At 39.9% G+C, this 21,470-nt stretch carries 22 protein-coding genes, 1 pseudogene and 1 riboswitch; of the genes and pseudogenes, 8 read left to right on the top strand and 15 right to left on the bottom strand.

Features of this window, described 5'->3' with window-relative positions; all coding sequences use genetic code 11:
* Nucleotides 1-119 precede the first annotated feature (119 nt).
* Nucleotides 120-1,130, top strand: coding sequence for a sugar kinase (locus JCM19043_RS05295; protein WP_062320621.1), 1,011 nt, complete (start codon nt 120-122; stop codon nt 1,128-1,130).
* Nucleotides 1,131-1,341: 211 nt separating this feature from the next.
* Here JCM19043_RS05295 and JCM19043_RS18085 read toward each other — a convergent pair whose 3' ends face one another.
* The 12 genes from JCM19043_RS18085 to JCM19043_RS17355 all read right to left on the bottom strand — a co-directional run bounded on the left by JCM19043_RS18085 (nt 1,342) and on the right by JCM19043_RS17355 (nt 12,192).
* Nucleotides 1,342-2,220, bottom strand: coding sequence for a hypothetical protein (locus tag JCM19043_RS18085; protein ID WP_255349941.1), 879 nt, complete (start codon nt 2,218-2,220; stop codon nt 1,342-1,344).
* Between the two features lie 8 nt (nt 2,221-2,228).
* Nucleotides 2,229-2,783, bottom strand: coding sequence for a family 43 glycosylhydrolase (locus JCM19043_RS18080; RefSeq protein WP_082394441.1), 555 nt, complete (start codon nt 2,781-2,783; stop codon nt 2,229-2,231).
* Nucleotides 2,784-2,785: 2 nt separating this feature from the next.
* Complete coding sequence (locus JCM19043_RS17385; RefSeq protein ID WP_369813780.1) at nt 2,786-3,586, bottom strand: glycosyl transferase; 801 nt, start codon at nt 3,584-3,586, stop codon at nt 2,786-2,788.
* Complete coding sequence (locus tag JCM19043_RS17380) at nt 3,484-3,801, bottom strand: glycosyltransferase (protein ID WP_304438233.1); 318 nt, start codon at nt 3,799-3,801, stop codon at nt 3,484-3,486. The genes JCM19043_RS17385 and JCM19043_RS17380 overlap by 103 nt, the downstream gene beginning before the upstream one ends.
* Nucleotides 3,802-3,813: 12 nt before the next feature.
* Complete coding sequence (locus tag JCM19043_RS05280) at nt 3,814-4,452, bottom strand: hypothetical protein (protein WP_062320620.1); 639 nt, start codon at nt 4,450-4,452, stop codon at nt 3,814-3,816.
* A gap of 188 nt (nt 4,453-4,640) precedes the next feature.
* On the bottom strand, nt 4,641-7,499 hold the full coding sequence (locus JCM19043_RS05275) for a glycoside hydrolase family 3 N-terminal domain-containing protein (protein WP_062320618.1): 2,859 nt from the start codon (nt 7,497-7,499) through the stop codon (nt 4,641-4,643).
* A gap of 76 nt (nt 7,500-7,575) precedes the next feature.
* Nucleotides 7,576-9,006: a glycoside hydrolase family 3 C-terminal domain-containing protein gene (locus JCM19043_RS17375; protein ID WP_231631413.1), complete on the bottom strand. Its 1,431-nt coding sequence runs from the start codon at nt 9,004-9,006 to the stop codon at nt 7,576-7,578.
* Nucleotides 8,997-9,653: a glycoside hydrolase family 3 protein gene (locus JCM19043_RS17370; RefSeq protein WP_231631412.1), complete on the bottom strand. Its 657-nt coding sequence runs from the start codon at nt 9,651-9,653 to the stop codon at nt 8,997-8,999. The genes JCM19043_RS17375 and JCM19043_RS17370 overlap by 10 nt, the downstream gene beginning before the upstream one ends.
* Entirely contained in the window at nt 9,650-9,976 is a 327-nt protein-coding gene (locus JCM19043_RS17365; protein WP_231631411.1) for a hypothetical protein, read from the bottom strand. The genes JCM19043_RS17370 and JCM19043_RS17365 overlap by 4 nt, the downstream gene beginning before the upstream one ends.
* A 200-nt stretch (nt 9,977-10,176) precedes the next feature.
* Nucleotides 10,177-11,484, bottom strand: coding sequence for a GHKL domain-containing protein (locus tag JCM19043_RS05265; protein ID WP_062320616.1), 1,308 nt, complete (start codon nt 11,482-11,484; stop codon nt 10,177-10,179).
* Entirely contained in the window at nt 11,481-11,768 is a 288-nt protein-coding gene (locus tag JCM19043_RS17360) for a LytTR family DNA-binding domain-containing protein (protein ID WP_231631410.1), read from the bottom strand. Before JCM19043_RS17360 ends, JCM19043_RS05265 begins: the two co-directional genes overlap by 4 nt.
* A 22-nt stretch (nt 11,769-11,790) precedes the next feature.
* On the bottom strand, nt 11,791-12,192 hold the full coding sequence (locus JCM19043_RS17355) for a LytTR family DNA-binding domain-containing protein (RefSeq protein WP_231631409.1): 402 nt from the start codon (nt 12,190-12,192) through the stop codon (nt 11,791-11,793).
* A 230-nt stretch (nt 12,193-12,422) separates the two neighbouring features.
* Between JCM19043_RS17355 and glf the strand changes: the two are divergent.
* The 6 genes and pseudogenes from glf to JCM19043_RS05230 all read left to right on the top strand — a co-directional run bounded on the left by glf (nt 12,423) and on the right by JCM19043_RS05230 (nt 17,787).
* Nucleotides 12,423-13,528, top strand: a pseudogene (gene glf / locus JCM19043_RS05255) (UDP-galactopyranose mutase).
* Nucleotides 13,518-13,946, top strand: a complete 429-nt coding sequence (locus JCM19043_RS05250) for a NusG domain II-containing protein (protein ID WP_062320614.1) — start codon at nt 13,518-13,520, stop codon at nt 13,944-13,946. Before glf ends, JCM19043_RS05250 begins: the two are co-directional and overlap by 11 nt.
* A 109-nt stretch (nt 13,947-14,055) precedes the next feature.
* A riboswitch (SAM riboswitch) is annotated at nt 14,056-14,160 on the top strand.
* Nucleotides 14,161-14,300: 140 nt separating this feature from the next.
* On the top strand, nt 14,301-15,977 hold the full coding sequence (locus JCM19043_RS05245; protein WP_062320612.1) for an O-acetylhomoserine aminocarboxypropyltransferase/cysteine synthase family protein: 1,677 nt from the start codon (nt 14,301-14,303) through the stop codon (nt 15,975-15,977).
* Between the two features lie 211 nt (nt 15,978-16,188).
* Entirely contained in the window at nt 16,189-16,461 is a 273-nt protein-coding gene (locus JCM19043_RS05240) for a hypothetical protein (RefSeq protein WP_062320609.1), read from the top strand.
* Nucleotides 16,419-17,120, top strand: coding sequence for a GDSL-type esterase/lipase family protein (locus JCM19043_RS05235; RefSeq protein WP_082394434.1), 702 nt, complete (start codon nt 16,419-16,421; stop codon nt 17,118-17,120). The genes JCM19043_RS05240 and JCM19043_RS05235 overlap by 43 nt, the downstream gene beginning before the upstream one ends.
* 25 nt (nt 17,121-17,145) lie before the next feature.
* Nucleotides 17,146-17,787: a YpmS family protein gene (locus JCM19043_RS05230; protein WP_062320605.1), complete on the top strand. Its 642-nt coding sequence runs from the start codon at nt 17,146-17,148 to the stop codon at nt 17,785-17,787.
* 178 nt (nt 17,788-17,965) lie between these two features.
* Here JCM19043_RS05230 and JCM19043_RS05225 read toward each other — a convergent pair whose 3' ends face one another.
* The gene (locus JCM19043_RS05225) at nt 17,966-18,550 is read right to left on the bottom strand and encodes a hypothetical protein (RefSeq protein WP_062320604.1); all 585 of its coding nucleotides are present in this window, start codon (nt 18,548-18,550) and stop codon (nt 17,966-17,968) included.
* A gap of 220 nt (nt 18,551-18,770) precedes the next feature.
* Between JCM19043_RS05225 and JCM19043_RS05220 the strand changes: the two genes are divergently transcribed.
* Nucleotides 18,771-19,271, top strand: coding sequence for an AAA family ATPase (locus tag JCM19043_RS05220; RefSeq protein WP_062320602.1), 501 nt, complete (start codon nt 18,771-18,773; stop codon nt 19,269-19,271).
* 88 nt (nt 19,272-19,359) lie between these two features.
* On the opposite strand, the gene JCM19043_RS05215 is transcribed toward JCM19043_RS05220, so the two are convergent.
* Together JCM19043_RS05215 and JCM19043_RS05210 are read right to left on the bottom strand one after the other, a co-directional pair.
* Nucleotides 19,360-19,980 carry a DUF2628 domain-containing protein gene (locus JCM19043_RS05215; RefSeq protein ID WP_062320600.1) on the bottom strand — a complete coding sequence of 207 codons (621 nt, stop codon included), beginning with the start codon at nt 19,978-19,980 and terminating at the stop codon, nt 19,360-19,362.
* A 131-nt stretch (nt 19,981-20,111) separates the two neighbouring features.
* Nucleotides 20,112-21,392, bottom strand: coding sequence for a helix-turn-helix transcriptional regulator (locus tag JCM19043_RS05210; RefSeq protein ID WP_062320598.1), 1,281 nt, complete (start codon nt 21,390-21,392; stop codon nt 20,112-20,114).
* Nucleotides 21,393-21,470: the final 78 nt, after the last annotated feature.

Below are 21,470 nucleotides of genomic sequence, written 5' to 3'. Positions count from 1 at the left end.
GTTATTGCTTTCTTTCACTATTTATAATAAGATACTAGTATACATGAAAACGCATGCAATAATAAACATAGCTTGTTCACATCACTTTAATACTACAACTCAATAAAGGAGCGACTAGAATGGCAAACGTCTTAACATTAGGTGAGATTCTACTCAGACTCTCAACACCGACAGGCACACGATTATCCACCGCAAAACAACTTGATTTAAATTACGGTGGGGCCGAAGCAAACACGGCCATCTCTTTAGCTATTTTCGGACACGAGACAACTTTTATCACCCGCTTACCCGATCATGCTCTCACAATCGGTATGATGCGTTACTTAAAAGGACTTGGGGTGAACACAAATAACATCATTAAAGGAGGGAAAAAGGTAGGCAGTTACTTTTTAGATGTGGGGGTCGGACAGCGTGCTTCAGAAGTCATCTATGACCGGGCAGGTTCTGCCTTTAGTGAACTAACAGAAAGCATGATAGATTTAGATACCGCAATCGATGGTTATGACTTGATTCATCTAACTGGTATTACACCGGCCTTATCACAATCTTTACAAGGCTTCACCCTTAAACTAATGAAAAAAGCAAACGAAAAAAATATCCCTATTAGCTTTGACTTTAACTTCAGACAAACACTCTGGTCTAAAGAACAAGCGCGTTCATTTTTCACTGAAGCGATGCCGTATCTGACCCACGTGTCACTTAGCCCGTGGGATATGACCCATCTTCTCGGCTACGATGACTTATCTCTATCAAATCGTCATGAAGATACACTCAACACGTGCTACAAACGTTTAATCGCTGATTATCCAAATATCCAAACGGTGTATGCGACAAAACGCCTCAGTCCATCAGCTTCTAAAAATGATTTAACCGGGTATTTCTATACAAACGGCACGCTTTTCTCATCTGAGACGTATACGATTGACCCGATTATTGACCGCGTCGGCGGTGGCGATGCTTTTGCATCTGGTATTTTACACGGGATCTTATCTCAATTTGAACCAGACAAAACGGTCACCTTTGCGACACAAGCATCGGTATTGAAACACTATATCTCAGGAGATGCGAACCTTGTTACCGAACAAGATGTGCTTGATGTGATGGCACACGGAGCGCAGATTAAGCGGTAAGTTAAATAGACACACGCACTTAATTGTCGTTTAGTACCATGTTAGTATAAACAAAAACACCGTTAAATCAAGCTTTCGATCCTCTTGATTTGACGGTGCTTATTTATTGAGCCATTTTGATTCACACTATCTAAGTCAATAATGCCGATTGGAAAATTAAACAAGTTACGCTATCGTTTTATTAAAAAATCCAGTTATAACGTTACACATATTAACTCAATTCAAATGATAAAAAATCCAACACTCCTTCCCCTATAAACATAAAATATAGCGCTACTATACCTTCAACATTTTCTAATTCTCTAGACGAAAACCAAGAAAATTCCTCACATGATTTCACATCAATTGCCGTCATTTGTTTACCATTTAGTTCCGTACTAACGAGGATTTTTCCATTCATTTTAGATTTTACCTTTATTGCTAGCTTATTTAAGTTCATCATGTTAAAGTACTTAAATCCAACCACACTTCCATCATGCATATTCGCAATATATTGGATAGGTCTGTCCTCGCCGTCTTGTTTTGTTTCTGTTATATAAGGCTGTCGATATTTGTTTAAAATCGCCCATGGACGGTAACGATTCGCACCTTTATCTGACATAAGTACACTAGCGATTCTCGCCTCATATTCACCTTGACCTAATAACGGTCCATTATTTAATCCACAGCTTGTCATCTCCACTTGATCAATCGAGCCATTTGAATTAATGGTTATTTTCTCTGCACATGCTTGACGTGAAAACATATGACCATTGGTATGTCGGTGATAAAACACATACCATTGATTGTTTATTTCGACTAAACTGCCATGGTTATTGCCATAATAATATTCTGCTTGTCTGTCTTGTTGGTCAACGTCTATATTACCGTTACTAATGATCGTGCCACCAAAAACGAAATCTCGATCAGGATAATCACTGATGGCATAACAGAGTTCGTGTTCATGAATCGATGAATAGATAAAGTAATAGCGCTCACCCATCTTTCTCATCGAACTCGCCTCGAAAAACGCGTGATTGTTAAAGCTTGTATCTTTAGCGTCAGAGACTTGAGGCACGATTAATGCCGGACCTGATTTAACCGTCAGCATATCTTTTTCTAACTCAAAAACATACGCACCAACATCCGTCTGCCTTTTGATAACAGCCTTAAAGGTGAGGTTTTCTTTGGTGCAAATCCTGAATAGAGGTACACGCGTTCATCGTCAACAAATATGCCCGGATCAAATTGAAAGACATCGCCTGTTTGTTTGCCGACAATGTTACCGTCAGGATATTTTACGTGCCCGTAAAATTCAAAAGGTCCCGTAGGTGTTTCGCTTTTGGCGACAGACATGACACCAGAAAAACCTAATGTATAGTAGAGATAATACTGTCCATCAGGTCCTTTCGCGATATCTGGCGCAAACATATTCTTTTTTCCTGTTTTGTTGTGTGGATCTTGATTCTTTTTGTATATGATACCCTCATATCGCCAACTTGCTAAATCATCGATTGGGGCAGACCACGTCACATAATCATTCTCACAAAAGGCTTTGCCATTAAACTGATCATGTGAACCATAAACATACACACGGTCACCAAATACATACGGCTCTCCATCAGGTATATACTCATCACTTGGAAGGTAAGGATTAAACGCTTGTTTCTTCATCATTAATTAAACCCAATCACTTTTTGCGAGATCTTATAAGCCATGACACTAATCATTCGCCCGACTTTACCCGGTAGATTAATCAACCTGCCCATCAATCCATATTTAAGATTGACGTATAGCTCAACATTTTCTTGTTTCACATAACGCATGAGTTCACGCTTTTTCCGTAAGTTTTCTTTCGTGCCTGATTTAATCAATAAAATAGCGGAAATTACCGTGACAATTTCTAAGTGTTTCAACATGTAATCGCGTAACCGTTCATTGTGTATCGTATCTAAATCAATCGCCTCTAACATCAAATGATTAACTTTAAGTTGCTGATCAATTCGGCGAATCATCACACTTTCATTGACTGATTGATCACTTCTACCAATGAAATATCGGTAGAAGTCAACATCAAGATAAAACAACCGTGTGGCATGAGGGAGCGGTGTGTAGACATACAGATTATCAACATAAAACGTATGCTTTGGCAACGTCAGATTCGCTTCTCGTAATAGATTTGTCCGGTAAATCATCGCATGCATCATCATGAATTGCCCTTTTTTAAACGGTTTAACCTCATCCCATGAAAATATTTTATCTTTTGGTAACACGTTGTCATAACGCATCACTTTACGATACTTACTTCCTTGTTTCTCATAAACAAAATTACTGATGAGTAAATCAATCGTCCCGGTCGTTCCAGAAAATGTCTTTAGTGTGTCAAGTAGTTTAAGGTAAGCCCTAGTATCGACCCAGTCATCGCTATCGACGACTTTAAAATAAAGACCCGTCGCATGTTTAAGACCGGTGTTAATCGCCTCACCATGTCCGCCGTTTGCTTGATGGATAGCCGTAACGACCCTGGATACTTGGCTGCATAGTGAGTCGCAATCGCTTCTGTTTCATCAGTTGAACCATCGTTAATGAGCAGAATCTCAACATCTTCTCCACCTACCACAAGTGATTCAATCGCGTAGTGCATATAACTTTCCGAGTTGTAGCAAGGAATAATAATAGATAATAGTTTCATACAATCACAACCTTATCTTTCTTTTGTTTCTTCAGGTACTTGTTTAAAGATAATTTTAAAGATTGGATAAAAGACCCAGAATGAAATGGCCGCATTAATCACCATTGTAATAATATCAGCGAGCGTCTCTCCTGTTTGCCCTAAGCCCCATGTATTCATGAATAGGTCGTAAATCGGTGCCTTATAAAACCCTTGTGCTGCGGCTGCGCCGATCGTGATTAAGATATACGCAATTACATACCAAAACGCCGCCACCCATGGATTCGTATTCGATTTAAAGGTAATATTTCGCTGAGCAAAGAAGTTAATAATCTGTGCCACCGCAATACTAATTTGAACCGCTAAAAAGTAAGCTAAACCGCCACCTCCGCCGTCAGCTAAAGCACCAGCTGGGTAGTCAAAAATATAATAGGCACTACCATCCACACTCTGACCGACTTGCCAGATTTGAAAATCGGTAAAAATTAAGGCTGTATCCGCAAACCAACTTCTTAACAACGGCATTAACACAATCTGTAAGACCGTCACACCATTACTCAATAAGAAAAACACGAGAAACTGCGCGGTATTTGGATGGTTTTCTTTAAAATTCGTCCAAAACTGAAGTGGCTTTGCCCCTTCTTTCTCTTTTTTAATGTAGTCAGCACTCATTTTACTGCTCCTTTGTTGTATAAGTCTAGTATTTTTTAAATAACTTGCATCCCTGTCGTTCACTTTTAGATCACACACTTATTGACATTGGCCATGTCTCGTATGATGACCTATAGTTTGATTAATTTTTTAGCGGCACTCAATTGAGTACCGCTAAATGAGCTGATAAATATAGTTAGCTAATTAAATTAAGCAACGTCTCGTTTTTTACTGTTTTTGAATACAAAGTAGAAAGCTAATACAATGGCTAGGCCAATAAGAATATTGACATAGATAGAAATTGTCACCCATTGCGGTGTTTCATCACTCATACCTGCATCCATCGCGCGACTATTTGCTGTTGTGTAAAGAATATTTTTAGAGGCGTCTCTAAGTGCCCACTGCGTATCAATGCCCGTAGCATCAAACTCAGGTACACCATAAGGTGCAACACCCGTAAGCAATAAGTCATTACCATTTCTAATCGCTTGTTGTGCACTCATATAAGGTGTGTCATCAATAATATACATATCGGTAATAACTGTCCCTTTAAAGCCCCACTCATTACGTAATACTTCGTTTAATAAACCATTGCTGGCACCGGCCCAAGTCGTTCCGATACTGTTAAAGGCAGACATCGCTCCCATAGCGCCACCTTCTTTTACAGCAAGTTCAAATGGTTCTAAATAAATTTCACGAATGGCTTGTTCATGACTCCAAGTTAAGACGCCTAATTGACGATTTTTTTCTTGGTCATTGAGCGCAAAGTGTTTCATATAAACAACGCCACCATTATCTTGGTACCCTTTGATCGCATTTGCCGCCATTTTACCTGAAAGTAATGGATCTTCAGAATAATACTCAAAGTTACGTCCGGCAAATCCCGTACGGTGAAGGTTAATACCAGGCGCATACCATCCTGTTACGCCATACACTTCTGCTTCAGCTCCAATGGCTTGTCCCATTTCTTCAGCAAGCACAAGGTTCCACGTGGAGGCTACCATCACTTGTGACGGGAATGGAATCCCTGATGCTCCAGTAGCAGATACAAACGAACTAATACCCGCTGGTCCATCATAATCTACTGTCCCTGGTTTTTCTACAGATTCTAATTCAACGGTTTTATAACCACCATTTAATACAAGTGATTCCATATCTTCAACGGATAGTTGATTTAAAAGTTCTTCCCAGCGTTCATCGTCATAATCTACACCGGTAAACTCCTCTAATGTCAATCCGTTGTCTTCTCCAGTTATCGGTGCTTCATCGTGTTCACGCTCAGTAATATCATAACGCACATCATTGACCATGCTTATAAAGGCTTCATCTACTAGTGTTCCTTTTACTTCAACGACGTCGCCTTCTTCTGTCGTAATCTCAAATACGTCGTTTTGATTTACTTCATCGATATTTTCAAATCCGTTTTCTCTAGACAGATACGTTTCAATACTGCCTTCTCCTGTCACATCTTCATCAAATTGATTGGTTGCCACTTGTTGATCTGTTTCACGAGCTGTTTCATCAAAGACTGTTTCACTGAGTGTTTTTGAACTTACATCAGCGATTTTTTCATGTGAGTTACGCATTAACATTAAGTCATACTCACCAGATTCTAAAACATATGCCCCATTGTCGCTATAGACTTTGTTTGAATCGTATGAAGCCATATCATCTACGTTAAATGACAAGGTCACAACTTGTGATGCACCTGGTTCAATCACGTCTGTCTTCACAAATGCGCCAAGGTCAACAACTGATTTTTCAATATTGCCTGTGTAAGGCGCTGAATAATAGAGTTGAACAACATCTTTTCCGGCCATTTCTCCCGTATTGGTTACTTCAACGTCAACCGTCACTTCTGAGTCATCCCATACGAGTGAACCAGACACGACTTCTTGTTCGAAAGTCGTATAGCTTAACCCATGTCCAAAGGGATACATAACTTTTTGTTCGTAATTGATGGCCCCTTCTGCAGCTGCCGTTTCATAATAACGGTAACCAACGTAAATACCTTCGGCATAATTAATATACTTAAGTGGTACATTCTCTTGATCATAAGCTTGTGAGAAGCTACCATCTGAATTTTCTACAACATAGCTAAAGTCACCAAAGTTTTTAGCTGCCGGTGCATCAAATAAATCTGTCGCATATAGATCAACCGTGCGACCTGATGGGTTGATTGTACCTGCAAGCACTTTTCCTAATGAACCAAAACCACTTTGTCCTGGTCCAGCAATATTAATAACACTCTTCACTTGTTCATACTCTCTTGTCCAGTCTAATTCAAACGTATTAGCACTGTTCACAACAACGATAATATTATCAAAGTTGGCTGTAACAACTTCAACCATATCTCTTTCTCTGTTACTGAGTTCTAAATAGTGTTTATCTGGATCTAGATCATCTTCATTCCCGAATTTTTGTCCTGCCCCAAACATCCCCGCATCAGGATCAAATGTATCAGGACCATCAAGGACATCTGGTAAGTCAGCGCCTTCTCCACCTGAACGAGAAATGAAGATGACAGCTGTGTCTGAAAATTCTTTTGCTTGATTGATTCTGTCTTCAGTGTAAAAGTCACTAGCGACAGGTTCTGGAACAGACCAATCCTGGCCATCCATAAGTACAAGCGGTCTTTCAATGCCTGTTGCTACATAATCATCATATAACGATTGATTCACTTCAATACCCGCATCTTTAAATCCATCTAAAGGCGTAATAGCTGTAGAGGCATCTGTGCCACCTGAACCTGTACCACCATAGATAGGATTAGTAAAACTCCAACCAAATACGTTTACTTTTGCCCCATCTGCTAATGGAAGGGCATTATCATCATTTTGTAATAAAATAATACCTTCATCCGCGATTTTTTCTGCTACTTCTTTAGATTCATCTCTTACGGCGACGGCTTCTGGACTAGTAATATCTAGCTCATCAAAGTACGCTGTAATGACATCTGAATAATAATTTAGAGCAATATTGGCACCAATGACAATGATCACTAACACCGATAATATCGTACTCCATACCGTTCGAAACTTTTTCTTACTCATTTTTTTCTTTTCCATTTCTGTATAGCCTCCTTAGATATATGTGTATAGGAAGTAAATGAGCTATTTAAAAGCTAATGATAATAGCTTTACTTCATTTTTTAAGTTGTTTTCGACCTTTGACTACTTCTTTGATGCCTTTAAAGAACTGACCATTAATCGCCGTTAACATCCCGTCAACCATCGGCATATTAATTGCTCCACCCGTCATTCTGGCATAACCTCTAAACGGCATATGATACACCGACATCATAATCAAGTTCGCCGTCTCACGCTTACCCATCTTCCAAAGGAAAGTATGCGCGAAAGTCACCAGACGGTAACTGAATCGTCCAATCCAACCTTTCGAATAGCGACACTGACTAATCGTGTCATTATAGCCTAATGGTTGTGATCTGTCCCAAGTTGATTTTGGAATCGGTCTTCCAATCAAGGCTTCAAATGCCGCATCACTGATCTCACGTATGTTGCCTGTATAATAAGGCGCTAACACTTTTTCATCATATGGATGGGCATTGACTGATCCTTCAATGTCTATCGTCGTCATTAACTGAATCGTCTCACTAGATGACGCAATCATGAGTTGATACGTGCCCGCTTCTTTTTCCCACTTATTCGTGCTGACGTTAAAGTATCTAAACGTATAGTCATCAAAATCAATCGTGACTTCTTTTGTTTCATTCGGGAATAAATGGACTTTCTTAAACCCTTTAAGCTCTTTATTCGGTCTAAAGATCCGACTCGATTCTTTTCCAACATAGAGTTGAACGACTTCTTTTCCAGCCACGCCACCCGTATTGGTTAATTTGACCGTGACACCGGTATCAGTAACGGATACATCTTCATACTTAAAGGTCGTATAACTTAGGCCATAACCATAAGGGAACCTAACGTTAACATCCGCTGAATCATAGTAACGATAACCGATAAATGGACCTTCACGATACTCAACACTCACTTCTTTACCTGGGAAGTAGTGATACGTTGGTGTATCTTCGTAGCGAATCGGGTAGGACTCTGATAATTTCCCTGACGGGTTTGTTTTCCCTGTTAAAATATTCAGCATCGCCTTAGCCCCTGCTTGACCACTTAAATACCCGTGGACAAGACCTTTCACGTCATCAACAAACGGTAATTCCACGGCCGAACCACATGAAAGCACCACGACAATGTTCGGATTCACAGTCTTTACTGCTTGGACTAAGTCAAGTTGATTTGAAGGAATCTTCATATCACTTCGATCAAGGCCTTCCGCTTCTGTTACTTCATCAAGACCTAAATAGAGTAAAATCACATCAGCTTCTTTGGCAAGTTGCTGCGCTTGTTTAAGTTTCTTCTGATCTTTTTTCCCGTAACGATTAAAGCCTGGCGCATAACCGACAACATCTAAATCGTATCGTTTAACCGCTTCCAATGTTGTTTCAAGTTCAGTCGGATTAACAACCGATGAACCGGCCCCTTGATAACGCGGGGTATAAGCAAAGTCACCAATGATCGCGAGCTTTTCTGTTTTCTTTAACGGCAAAATATTGCCTCGTTTTTTAATAAGACGATAGACTCTTCTGCCACCTTCTCAGCGAAAGCGTGATGACCTTTTACGTCAATTGTTGCTTTGTCTCTGGCTAGTGCTTCGTTTGTTGTTAACATTAACTCTAAGAGTCGATCAACGGCCGTATCTAAGATTTCCTCTTCGATCACGCCTGTTTGTACAGCCTTTATAATGTCTTGGACTGTCTCACCATTGGCCGTTGGCATTTCAAGCTCATTTCCTGCGATTAAGCCTTTCACTCGGTCATTACTACCGCCCCAGTCGGTGACAACGACACCATCAAAGCCAAATTCCTCACGTAAAATCTCTTGCATGAGGTGTCGATGTTCATTTGTGTAGTCACCGTTTAACTTATTGTAAGACGACATTACCGTCTTCACATCACCTTCTTTGATGGCGATTTCAAAAGCGGTTAAGTATATTTCACGTAACGTACGTTCATCCACAATCGTATCAATCGACATCCGGCGTTCTTCTTGATTGTTCACCGCAAAGTGTTTCACACAAGCAGAGACCCCTTGAGACTGAATCCCGCGAATGTAGGCCGCTGATAATTTGCCGGCTTGATAAGGATCTTCACTGAAATATTCGAAATTACGCCCACATAGCGGATTTCGTTTCATGTTAATACCAGGCCAAGCAGCACATTAACGCCTTGTGCATGTGCTTCTCTACCGAGATGTTCCCCGATTTTTTCACCGAGTTCGGTATCCCAGCTATTAGCTACTGTTGCAGCAGTTGGAAAACACGTCGCTGGAACGCTTTCATTTAATCCTAAGTGATCGGCAGCGGCCGCTTGCTTTCTAATCCCGTGCGGGCCATCCGCAAGAAAGATACTGTCAACACCTAAGCGTGCAATGCTTTCTGTTTCCCAGAAGTTTTTCCCTGACATCAACGATGCCTTTTCTTCGAGTGTCATTTGTTCAACTAATTGTTTATGTTTCATCTCTTTTCCCTCTTTTTATATCTCGTATTTTCACCTGCCATTTGTACACCTTAACGTTAAAGCATGTTCAACATGATGGTTATAATTTAACATGAATTTAAGTAAGCGCTTATCATTCTTCATGAACGTCACGTTTTTTTACATAAACGACATCTAAGTGCCCATAGAAAAAGACTATTCGCCGTTGAATAGTCTTGTCATCATACTGTATGTGGTAATAAAATCATCAGTTTAAACCAGTGGTTCTTCTCGCTAATCTGTACCGTACCGCCGTACTTTTCGACCGCATGTCTGATACTTTTGATTCCGTAACCATGGGCTTGTTTATTCTTCTTTGTTGTAGACGGTAAGCCGTCTTGATAACGCAAGGCACCTTCAAAATAGTTTTCAACTTGAATCATCGTAAACTGGTGTTGTTTTTTAAGTAACACATGAATCAGACGTTTGTCACTATCCTTTACCTTACACTCATATTCAATCGCATTGTCTAAAGCATTACCAAAAATGGTGACAATATCTTTTACATCCATTTCATTTAATAACTGTCCGTCCGCGACAGCTGTCAACGTGATGTTGTTTTTTAAGCAGTTCATATGTTTCATCGTCAAGAGTGTATCAAGCACGTGATGCCCGGTTTTATGTTGGGCTTCAAACATCTTTATCTCATCTTGCATCTCATCGATAAACGCTTCTCGTTTATCAGGATCTGTTTCTGCTTTTAGGGCAATCAGTTGGTGTTTTAAATCATGGTATTTGAAGTTAATAAGATCGATACTTTCCTTTGACTGTTGGTACTGGGTATATTGATATTTAAAAATGTTTTGCATCGCTTCCAGTTCATGTTTAACTCTTAGTTCATTTAATTGAACGTGATAAGCAAATAGAATCGCAAAACCTCCGAGGTCTACGAGTGTGCGAATATTTAAAATCTCCGTCGTATACTGTCCGCTAAAAGGTGTTCGCACCGAAACAAAGCTTAGATTACTAATAAAGAAAACAGCCACCCCAATCGTCGCACTTGACCAAAACTCGCGTGGCTTTATGCCTAACACACCGTCTTTTGGGATGTGTTGTCTTTCGAGAAACCAAATAAGAAAAAACAAAAGAAGATACGTTGTGATTAATAAGCTCACACTTAACATTGAATAAGCGGATTCGTTTCTTAACAAATAAAAATGTAACTGCCAATGGAATGAAGCAACGAGCTCTGCGGCGACAAAAGCTTTAACGACAAAATAACCAGCTTCATACATGGATACCTCTGTCGTTGTATAGATAAATAGCCACATCATCATCACCGCAAGTGCCATGCTTGGAATCCAGAAATAAATCGGTAAATCACCCGTTACCATTAAAAATGATGCTTGGATGACTAAAGCCCCTAGCATGATGCTGATAAGTTTTCCGCCAGTATAATGACGTTTTAACATACTCATATAGACAACACACGCAAGCCACTCAGATAAAGCTGTAAATAAACGCGGAATCTCTGGAAATAGATCGTTCATATCGATTGGTCTCCCCAATGTTTAGTGAGCGTGTCTAGAAAGCCTTTTTTCTTCGTTCGACCCATCGGTAATTCTGTTGTTTTCATGACGACAAACGGATCATTAATTCCTTGAACGTAGTTAAGATTAACCATAAACCCTTTATGTATCCGGTAAAAACCGTCACCTTTTAATACTTCCTCATAATGTTTAATCGCCCCCGTTGATTCAATGATCCCGTCTATCGTATGAAAGAGGAGTTGATGACCTTGGCTCTCAATATAATAGAGATCTTTTAGTTCCAATCTTACGACGCCACCTTTTACTTTAATGGTGATAAAGCGACTTTTTTTTAAGCTCAAGACGTTCAAGCGCTTTGAGTAGCCGTTCTTTAAAGGCAAAATAATTGATCGGCTTTAAAACATAATCAAGGGCATCGACCGCGTAGCCTTTAATCGCATATTGGGTCATATTCGTAATAAAGATAATAATCACGTGTTGATCAACTTTTCTAATTTCTTCTGCGACCGTCATCCCATCCATTAAAGGCATTTGAATATCCAAGAAGATAATATCAAACTGGGAAGTATAGTGATCAATAAACTGATCACCATCGGTATAGATTGACCACTCCAGCGGCTGATGTTGTTCTTCTTTGAATGTCGTTAAAAACGCTTCCAATTGTTCGTGGTACAATGTTTCATCTTCAACGATTGCCACCTTTACCATTTCCCCGTCACTCCTTTTGTCTTACGTTATAAGGACTCTCCCTAACGATAGGGGACGAATCTATCCTTTACAATTTTAGATTGATAGGTGATAATTTACACCATAAACATTAAAGGTTCAACTCCATTAGAGCCCAATCGCCTTTAAGTATAGCACACCCATTTTTTAAAATACCAGCCTTCCTTTTTTCTTCTCTAGTAAAATATAAACATGTAAGGGGTCTTAATATGATGTATGATTATTTAATTGTTGGCGCCGGACTTTTTGGCGCTGTGTTTAGTTATGAAGCAACAAAACAAGGGAAAACTTGCCTGGTGATTGATAAACGTCACCATATCGGTGGGAATATCTATACAGAAAAACAAGCCGGGATTGATGTCCATAAATACGGCGCGCACATTTTCCATACGAATAGTAAAAAGATTTGGGATTATGTGAATCAATTCGCAGCATTCAACCGATTTACTAATACTCCCATCGCTAATTATCACGGGGACATTTATAACCTCCCCTTCAACATGAACACCTTTCATCAATTATGGGGTGTGGTAACACCTGATGAGGCGAAAGAAGTCATCGAACGTCAGAAACAACAAGCAGGTGTAACTCATCCAACCAACTTAGAAGAACAAGCGATCTCACTTGTTGGTACGGATATTTATGAAAAACTGATCAAAGGCTATACCGAAAAACAATGGGGTCGACTTGCGACGGAACTTCCAGCGTTTATTATTAAGCGCCTGCCAGTGAGATTTACGTACGATAACAATTATTTCAATGATCGTTATCAAGGTATTCCAACGGAAGGCTATACCCACATTATTGAACAGATGCTTGAAAAATCTGACGTTAGACTCGGTATTGATTTTTTTGATGATAAAGATCACTATCAACAACTGGCTAAAAAGACGGTCTTTACTGGGATGATTGATCAGTACTTTGATTACGTCGATGGCACCCTTGACTACCGGAGTTTACGGTTTGAAACAGAACTAAAGCCCATCAGTAACTACCAAGGAAACGCCGTTGTGAATTATACTGATTCGGACACACCTTATACGCGCATCATTGAACATAAACATTTTAATTTTGGGACGCAACCTGACACGATCATCACCAAAGAATATCCAAGTGATTGAAAAAGGGGGATGAGCCGTATTATCCTATCAACGATGAGAAAAATAATGCCCTCTATCTAAAATATAAACAACGCGCCGAAAAAGAAACGAACGTGATCTTTGGTGGTAGACTCGCGACGTATAAATATTATGACATGCACCAAGTGATTGGGGCCGCTCTTGAAACGGCTGAAAGGGCGTTAAGCCATGACCAATAAGTCGCTTCGTCAAGTAAAAAGCATTCTCACAATCAGTGATGCTTTTGTCATCTTGATGTTACTGATCATTTCTTTTACGCCACTCGCGATCTTTCACTACAGCTATGCCCAGTCGGCAGATGATACCGTCGTCGCTTATATCTCTATTGATGGCGAAATCGTTGATGAATTTATTTTAAGTGATACGACACCACATGAGCTAAAAACTTATTATCCTGCGGGGAATCAATACAACATCATTGAAGTTGATGAGACGCGGATTCGGGTAAAAGAAGATAATTCACCCGACCAAATCGCGGTGAAAACCGGTTGGATCTCGCGTCCTGGTGAGACGAGTATTTGTTTGCCACATAGACTCATGATTGAGATTAGAGGAGAGGCAAATACTGATACACCTACCGATATTAATGCGTACTAACAGGACATATAAGTTTATACACTTAAATCGATAAAAAATTTAAGAAATTCTAACTTATCACTTGACGAACGGGATGAAGTTCACTATAATCCATACTAACAACTTAAAACTCTTATTACGAGTGGCTGAGGGAATAGGCCCTGCGACGCCCAGCAACCCCTGCATAGGCAGAAAGGTGCTAAATCCTACAGATGTGACATCTGAGAGATAAGAGGAGGACATGTGCGGTTACAACACCCTCTTCTTATTTTTCAAAGAAGTGGGTGTTTTTTGTTTCACCCTCAACTTATCGCATCCGTGTCGTTTCTATATTCAGAATAAACAAATTTTTTATATTCTAAGGAGGAATTACTTATGACCCACAATCCCTTTCACATTCAAGGTGCCGAAACACAACTCATTCACGCCGGCCAACAGACCGACCCTACTACCGGTGCTGTTGCTGTTCCGATTTACCAAACCACCGCTTTTTCATTTAAAGACACCGAACATGCGCAAAATCTTTTCGCATTAAAAGAACCTGGCAACATTTATTCAAGGATTATGAATCCCACCGTTGATGCGTTTGAACAGCGCATCGCTGCATTAGAAGACGGCGTGGCCGCTGTTGGTGTTGCCTCTGGTATGTCAGCGATCACACTCGCTATTTTGAATGTCGCCGAAGCAGGGGATGAAATCATTACCGATAGTAACCTTTACGGTGGGACATATAATTTATTCGAGCGCACGTTACCGAAATACGGCATTAAGGTGATCTTCGTTGATGGAACTGATCCACAAAACTTTGAACAAGCCATCACCGCCAAAACAAAAGCGATTTTCGCTGAAACGATCACGAACCCATCACTCAACGTTTTTGACATTGAAGCGGTCAGTGATATCGCTCATAGCTATGACGTCCCACTCATTATTGATAACACGTTTGCAACGCCATATGGGGCTAAACCACTCACCTTTGGTGCGGATATCGTCGTTCACTCAGCGACGAAATGGATTGGTGGTCACGGAACTACCATGGGTGGGGTTGTCGTTGATGGTGGTCGTTTCAACTGGAATAATGCCCGCTTTAAAGGCTTTACTGAACCGGATGAGTCGTATCACGGCATTCGTTACGGCATTGACGCAGGCCCAGCAGCGTTTGCGATTAAATTACGCGTGCAACTGTTACGTGACATCGGTCCGTCACTTAGCCCACAAAATGCCTTTAACTTACTTCAAGGATTAGAAACATTAAACTTACGCATTAAGCGTTACCATGACAATACGAAGCGCGTCGCAGATTATTTAAACAACCACCCTCAAGTCGAATGGGTGAACTATCCAGGGAATGCCGATCATCCAGGATATGCGCTAGCGAATAAATATCTGATTGATTATTACGGCTCGGTCATTACTTTTGGTATTAAAGGTGACCGCGAGACCGGCCGACAAGTGATTGACCATGTGAACTTGTTCTATCATGTCGCGAATGTCGGTGATGCCAAGTCGCTAATCATCCATCCAGCGTCAACGACGCATCAACAGTTATCAGCTGAAGGGTTAGAACAAGCAGGCGTCTCGGAACAATTAATCCGTCTTTCCATTGGACTTGAAACGTCTCACGATATTATTGCTGACTTAGATCAAGCGATCGCTAAAGCAACGGAGACAACACCAACGCTAACACCTTCTACAGAGGATGCGATCTATTGGGCGCTTCATTCCCCGTTCGCACGTGAAGAGGGCCTCCGTCCAAAAGAAATTGTCGTCGTTGGTGATCCTACTCAACACGGTTGCTTAAAGAAAATTAAAAAATTAGGCTTCCATTATAAAACGTTCGACGAACAAGCAGAGATTATTGATATACTCTTTGTGACCGAACCTAATCAGCTAACAGACATTCCTGCCCACGCGAAAATCGTCTGGTTTAAAACAAAAGAAGATTATCAGGTACTAAAACAACAAGCTTTAGCTAACAATCAAGTCATTGTTGAAGGTGCGTGTCTCTTTGGTACGGCTAATAAAATCCGGTTAAATCCGCGTCGTGACTAGTACAAATATCTAGCGTTTTTCATACTTTCGACACCCTTTGATGAGCTTGAGCTGTCACTTTGACTGCTCAAGCTATTTTTCTTGTCATTTTTTGTCTATCTGGTTATTGAAACGTCTTATCAAGACTACTATAATAGAAAAGCAATCTTGTTTTAAAATCTGTTTTAAGGGAATATTATCAAAAGAACTTTTCTTTAAGGATGGATGTCTTATGAGTAATCATCGTAAAAAAGTACTCCTTATTATATTAGTCGGTCTCATCGTGGCGGGTAGTATCGCTTTCTTTATCTTTCGACCCCTGCCCATCTACGAAACGACCTCTATTCAACCAGAAGAGGAAAATATTACGACGGTCATTAACCAAGTCGATGAAAAAGATGAAGAAGTACAATCAAATGCGACTGATTTGTCACTCGACTTAAAAACAGCTGTAGAAGAAACATTAAGAATTTTCACACGGACCGATGTGAAATTACCGCCCTAGGCGATTCACTTACTCAGGGTGTCGGTGATGAAACAAATAGTGAAGGCTATATCGGTGTGTTGAAAGGTTACTTTGATCAAACGGACACACGCGTAGCTATTAATAACTTCGGAAAGCGTGGGAACCGGACGGATCAATTACTCACTCGCCTTACAGAGGAAGAAGCGATCATTGATTCCGTTGAAGAGGCCGATTTTATCCTCGTCACGATTGGTGCCAATGATTTAATGCAAGTAGTGAAAAACAACGCACTAAATCTCAACCTTGATGTGTTTAACGAAGAAGAACAAGCCTTTAAGACACGTCTCACTGACATTTTCGAGATGATTAATGATTATAACCCGGACGCAGAGATTTATTTGCTCGGTTTTTTCAATCCGTTTCTCGGCTACTTTGATAATGTCATTGCTTTAAATGAAATCTTGACTTCTTGGAATCAAACTGGTAAGGAAGTGATTGAATCGTATTCGAATGGGCATCACATCGATTTATATGATTTATTTGCCCTCAAAGATATTTCGCTGTTAGCCGATGACAACTTCCACCCCAATAAAACAGGCTACACCTTAATTGGGGCACGGGTATACAACTACCTTAAACAGGATATTGACACATTAACGAGCGAGTTAAGCTCAAATAATGTATCACCAGAATCCTAACAAAGAAAGCTTGTAGAATGGACTGATGATTGTGAAAGAAAGTTTTATCAACTCAATAAAGAAAATGACGACATGGCACCGCCGCTTTATCTTACTAGCTCTCATTAACGGCGTCTTGATTGTCACCTTGTTCGTATTTCTCCTCCTCACACCTCCTGTGTCTGATGCTTTACCTGATCCAACGTATCAGGAGGAATTAGGGGCAAAGTTCACAGTAGAAACGACAAAAAGCGATCTAAATGATTTAATTAATACGTATATAAATCAAGTACTGAAAACAAACCAGGCTAATTTTGATGTTATTGTGGATAACGATATTCAACTGAATGGGGAACTATACGCGTTCGGCGTGCCTATTCCACTTCGAGTGACGATGGACCCGGTCGTCATGGACAACGGGGATATCGTGCTAAAAATGAACACACTCTCACTCGGATTACTCGACCTACCACGCGGACGCATTCTCCATTACATTAATCGCCAAGTAGAAACGCCAGACTGGCTTTATTTTGATTCAGAAAATGAACAAATCTATTTAGCCGTAACGTCTATTGAAATTGACAGCAACCTTCGCTTTAGAGTTGATGCGCTTGATCTATCAACGGATTCTATTATCTTTACCTTCACCGTTCCAAAAAGTGGCGTTGATACTACTACAAATGAATAATCTTTAACAAACACTACAGCAGCCGCTTAACATTACGGCTGCTTTTTTCATCTATATTTAAGTCGCTTTAGCATATAAAAAACCAACCTGAAAGTGACAGATTGGTTTTGGTATAAGAAATATAATAGCAGGCCTTGATGTTCATTCATAAAAAGTAAGTGTTAACCCGACTAATTTTTCAACTCATACGAAAGAATGAGCGAATCGGTAAACGAAATCTTCGTTTCTTGTCATCTAAATTTAAATAATTTTTTAGTGTGCCCATATAGACAAGATCTAACTTATCCCATTGCCTCAAATCATCTGGGCGCGTTAAGCCTGCGCGTTTATCTCTCGGATACAAATCAATTTCTTGAAGCATCGTCGCGACAAACTGTGAACAAAAATAAGCATGCGTGCGTTTTACTTCATAATTAATAAAGAAACCGAATAATCCAATAAAATTATAGCGGTATAAGTGCTGCATCGACTCAATCATTTGTAAGTGTTGGCGCAAGGCTAAATATTGGTCATTAGAAATCTCTAGCTCATATACGGCACACATCGATTGATTAAAAAAAGGTTCTGTCACAGCTTCTCTCACAAACCCACCAATAAACGGATTGTAAGGGCGTTTACGACCAAAGCTATAGACTTCACTCAAATCTTTATCGAAGGCAATCGAGACATGATTCAGATTCGTTTTTGTATATAAATCAATCGCCTTAGATAATAATGTTCCTGTCGATAAGAATAGTAAATAGATCGTGCGTGTCTCTTTCATAGTTGCCCCCTTTCCTTTCTTACTACTTAGACACAACCAACAAGTAAAAAGTTACATCGCACACAATAAAAGAAGTCAAGGATTGATATAGTGACCTCTATCGTGTATTCTCAGTATAGCATGAAATAATCAAAAAAAGTCTTTTTCATACAATTTTCCAGTCAACAAATCATGTATCTGTTCGACACCAATAATGAATAGTAGACAGGAGGAAAAACCTATGCAGCGGATCCTTATTCTCGGTAGCCCTGGGACAGGTAAAAGTACACTCGCACGGGAACTGAGTCACCATCTTCAGCTCCCCCTTTATCATTTAGACCAATTTTTCTTTGAAGCACATTGGGTCATTAATGAACCAGCCTTCAAACAAAAACTTCACGACGTTCTTCATGAAGACCGCTGGATTATCGACGGAAATTATGCCGCTTCTCTACCCCAGCGATTATCACGGGCTGACACGGTCATTTACTTAGACTATCCGACTCCTATTGCCTTATCCGGTATTATTAAACGCTACTGGCGTTATAAACATACGACAAGACCAGATATGGCACCAGGGTGCCTAGAACAACTCAAACCTTCATTCCTTTGGTACGTCCTGACCTTTAAACGAAAGAAAAGAAAACAAACATTTGCGAGCCTAACAGCGACTCAAATCCCCGTCTATTTCTTTCATTCGCGTAAAGAAACAGCGACCTTTATCCGAACGCTAACAAACTAAAGATTACTTATTTCGACTGTGTTTGTTTGCGCTCTATCCATAACTCCCGATTTCCGATAGCTCTTTAACACGTAGAAAGTCATCACACCTAAAAACCAAAGATGATCGTTGATAGACCGGCATACGACAAAAGTAAGATGATGGCGACTACCACGCCAGTCCCACTAACGCCTCCGCGTTCGCGGTAATCTGCTTGAGATAAATCATCATGTTGAAATTCAGCCAATTTTTGTCTTACATGCCGGTAATATAAGGCATTCCCTTTCATCCCCAAGTAGAAATAGAGCACAAGGGGAAGCAAGGTACTAAGAAAGAAAAGACTCGTCACGGCTGCGACAAAATCCATTAAGAAAAACACACCAATGAGAATTAATAATTCTCGGTACATCTTCCGGTAACCGAGCCAAAACAACCCGACAAAAAAGCTCGCCCAGTTCCAACCTGCGTTTACATCCGGTTGAGATGCGACCGACCACTTTTGGTCATAAAAGTGATAACGGGTATCAACAAAAGCCTGCCAAGGCTCTTCTTTGTGTTCGGCATCTTGATGTTTTTCAGACCGATTGACAGTCAATCCATCATTAATTTTATCGTCTTGTTGGTCTTTTGAGACGTTGTCGTCTCTAAAATAGTCTTGTATATTCAAGCCACACGTCGGACAAAAGACTGCCGCGTTTGGTGCTTCATTTCCACAGTTTGGACAAAACATTGACGTCACTCCTTTGTTTTTTTCCAGTTTAACATAAGCCTGTGCTAGCTACAGAAATTTCTTTTATTAAACTCGATGGACACCCCAGTCGTCAGTTGTCTAAATGAAAAACCCCCTTACATAAGGAGGCTTTACTTATTATCTTTATTTTGAATATCAACCATCGCTTGATGAGCTTCCGCATAGTATTCTGCGGCGAGTTTATACTTGCGGTTATTGTAATAATAATCACCTAGTAGTCTAACATACCCAGCATAAGCAATATATAATTTGCGTGATTTAAAGTACGGAATCACTTCTTTCACGAGTAGTTTTTCGAAGTTTTGCGTGAAACCATATAACGCAAAGCGCAGTACTTTTACTTGATAGACATAGCGCGGGGGCATATCTTTTTCTGATTTTAATAATGTCTCTGCTTTTGTTAACCAGTCTTTCGCAAGGTCTGGTTTTTCATATTGAATATACGTCTTCACATGACCGAGTATCGCAATTAGTTCCTGAAGACTAAATTGATGCTTCACTAAATCATAGGCTTTTGCATAGTAGCGTATAGCTTGAGTTGACATGTTTAAGTCATGGAACAATTCACCAATCGCTTCATAGACCCGAAACAGAATCGTATCACTCGATAACCGTTTACCTAAGCCTTCCGCTAATTCAAATTGTTTTAGCGCTTCATCCATTTCTCTAATCCGTTTATAGTTCACACCTTTTAAAATATGACACTTGGCTGCCCGTTCTAATCGGTAATGATCGCGATAATAAACAAGCGACCGTTCTGAATAAACAGAGGCATGATAAGAATAATGTAACACCGTTGCGGTTTTAGCCACGTGGTAAATTAAATCATAGTACTCTTCACTTTCCTCTTTGAAAATATCACTATAGATTCTTTCTGCTTCTTGAAAGTGTAAGAACGCTTTCTCGTAACTCGACTCCAAGTATTCAAAATGGGCTTTAAATTTTAACCAATAATATTGTTCTTTTTCAGAAAAATATTTTTGATCTTGTTTTAAGAGCTTTAGTTTGCGTTTAGCTTTATCTTTTTGTTTAGTCAACACAAAATAATAGAGCGTATGTAGCTTGACTAACCAGAACAGATCAGCATCAATCACTTTTTCAATTTTCGTTTGAATGTCTTGATACAAATCATGGGCTAAGACGAGATCGCACTTTAGTAAACTTTCCATCCAGCGCATCACTTGGCTAGCGATATCTTCATCAATCACCTTTTCCGGACTAATTCCTAGACGTTCGCACAATTTCTTAACCGCTTCCGGATTTGGATCAGCGGCATTACGTTCGATTTTTGAAAGATAAGAGACTGAGACAATCCCTTTTGCGAGTTCCTCTTGTGTTAAGTTGTATTTGATACGAAAATATTTTATTTTTTCTCCGATACCATCTGACATAGCTTCACCCCTTATCTTTCCTTATTTTACACAAATTTATGACTTTAGTCACCATTTATTTGGAACATTTTTAGATTT

Origin of the sequence: Halolactibacillus sp. JCM 19043 (assembly GCF_001310395.1) — a bacterium.
In the GTDB taxonomy this organism is placed as follows: Bacteria; Bacillota; Bacilli; order Bacillales; family Amphibacillaceae; genus Halolactibacillus; species Halolactibacillus miurensis.
Note: the sequence above shows the minus strand (reverse complement) of the source record. Positions and strands in the feature narration are given on the sequence as shown.

Bases quoted from the DNA above. Each gene is read 5' to 3' on its own strand.
- JCM19043_RS05295 (WP_062320621.1), top strand. From the start codon at position 120: ATGGCAAACGTCTTAACATTAGGTGAGATTCTACTCAGACTCTCAACA.
- JCM19043_RS18085 (WP_255349941.1), bottom strand. From the start codon at position 2,220: ATGCTGACGGTTAAATCAGGTCCGGCATTAATCGTGCCTCAAGTCTCT.
- JCM19043_RS18080 (WP_082394441.1), bottom strand. From the start codon at position 2,783: ATGAAGAAACAAGCGTTTAATCCTTACCTTCCAAGTGATGAGTATATA.
- JCM19043_RS17380 (WP_304438233.1), bottom strand. From the start codon at position 3,801: ATGAAACTATTATCTATTATTATTCCTTGCTACAACTCGGAAAGTTAT.
- JCM19043_RS05280 (WP_062320620.1), bottom strand. From the start codon at position 4,452: ATGAGTGCTGACTACATTAAAAAAGAGAAAGAAGGGGCAAAGCCACTT.
- JCM19043_RS05275 (WP_062320618.1), bottom strand. From the start codon at position 7,499: ATGGAAAAGAAAAAAATGAGTAAGAAAAAGTTTCGAACGGTATGGAGT.
- JCM19043_RS17370 (WP_231631412.1), bottom strand. From the start codon at position 9,653: ATGAAACGAAATCCGCTATGTGGGCGTAATTTCGAATATTTCAGTGAA.
- JCM19043_RS17365 (WP_231631411.1), bottom strand. From the start codon at position 9,976: ATGAAACATAAACAATTAGTTGAACAAATGACACTCGAAGAAAAGGCA.
- JCM19043_RS05265 (WP_062320616.1), bottom strand. From the start codon at position 11,484: ATGAACGATCTATTTCCAGAGATTCCGCGTTTATTTACAGCTTTATCT.
- JCM19043_RS17355 (WP_231631409.1), bottom strand. From the start codon at position 12,192: ATGGTAAAGGTGGCAATCGTTGAAGATGAAACATTGTACCACGAACAA.
- JCM19043_RS05250 (WP_062320614.1), top strand. From the start codon at position 13,518: ATGACCAATAAGTCGCTTCGTCAAGTAAAAAGCATTCTCACAATCAGT.
- JCM19043_RS05245 (WP_062320612.1), top strand. From the start codon at position 14,301: ATGACCCACAATCCCTTTCACATTCAAGGTGCCGAAACACAACTCATT.
- JCM19043_RS05240 (WP_062320609.1), top strand. From the start codon at position 16,189: ATGAGTAATCATCGTAAAAAAGTACTCCTTATTATATTAGTCGGTCTC.
- JCM19043_RS05230 (WP_062320605.1), top strand. From the start codon at position 17,146: ATGATTGTGAAAGAAAGTTTTATCAACTCAATAAAGAAAATGACGACA.
- JCM19043_RS05225 (WP_062320604.1), bottom strand. From the start codon at position 18,550: ATGAAAGAGACACGCACGATCTATTTACTATTCTTATCGACAGGAACA.
- JCM19043_RS05220 (WP_062320602.1), top strand. From the start codon at position 18,771: ATGCAGCGGATCCTTATTCTCGGTAGCCCTGGGACAGGTAAAAGTACA.
- JCM19043_RS05215 (WP_062320600.1), bottom strand. From the start codon at position 19,980: ATGTTTTGTCCAAACTGTGGAAATGAAGCACCAAACGCGGCAGTCTTT.
- JCM19043_RS05210 (WP_062320598.1), bottom strand. From the start codon at position 21,392: ATGTCAGATGGTATCGGAGAAAAAATAAAATATTTTCGTATCAAATAC.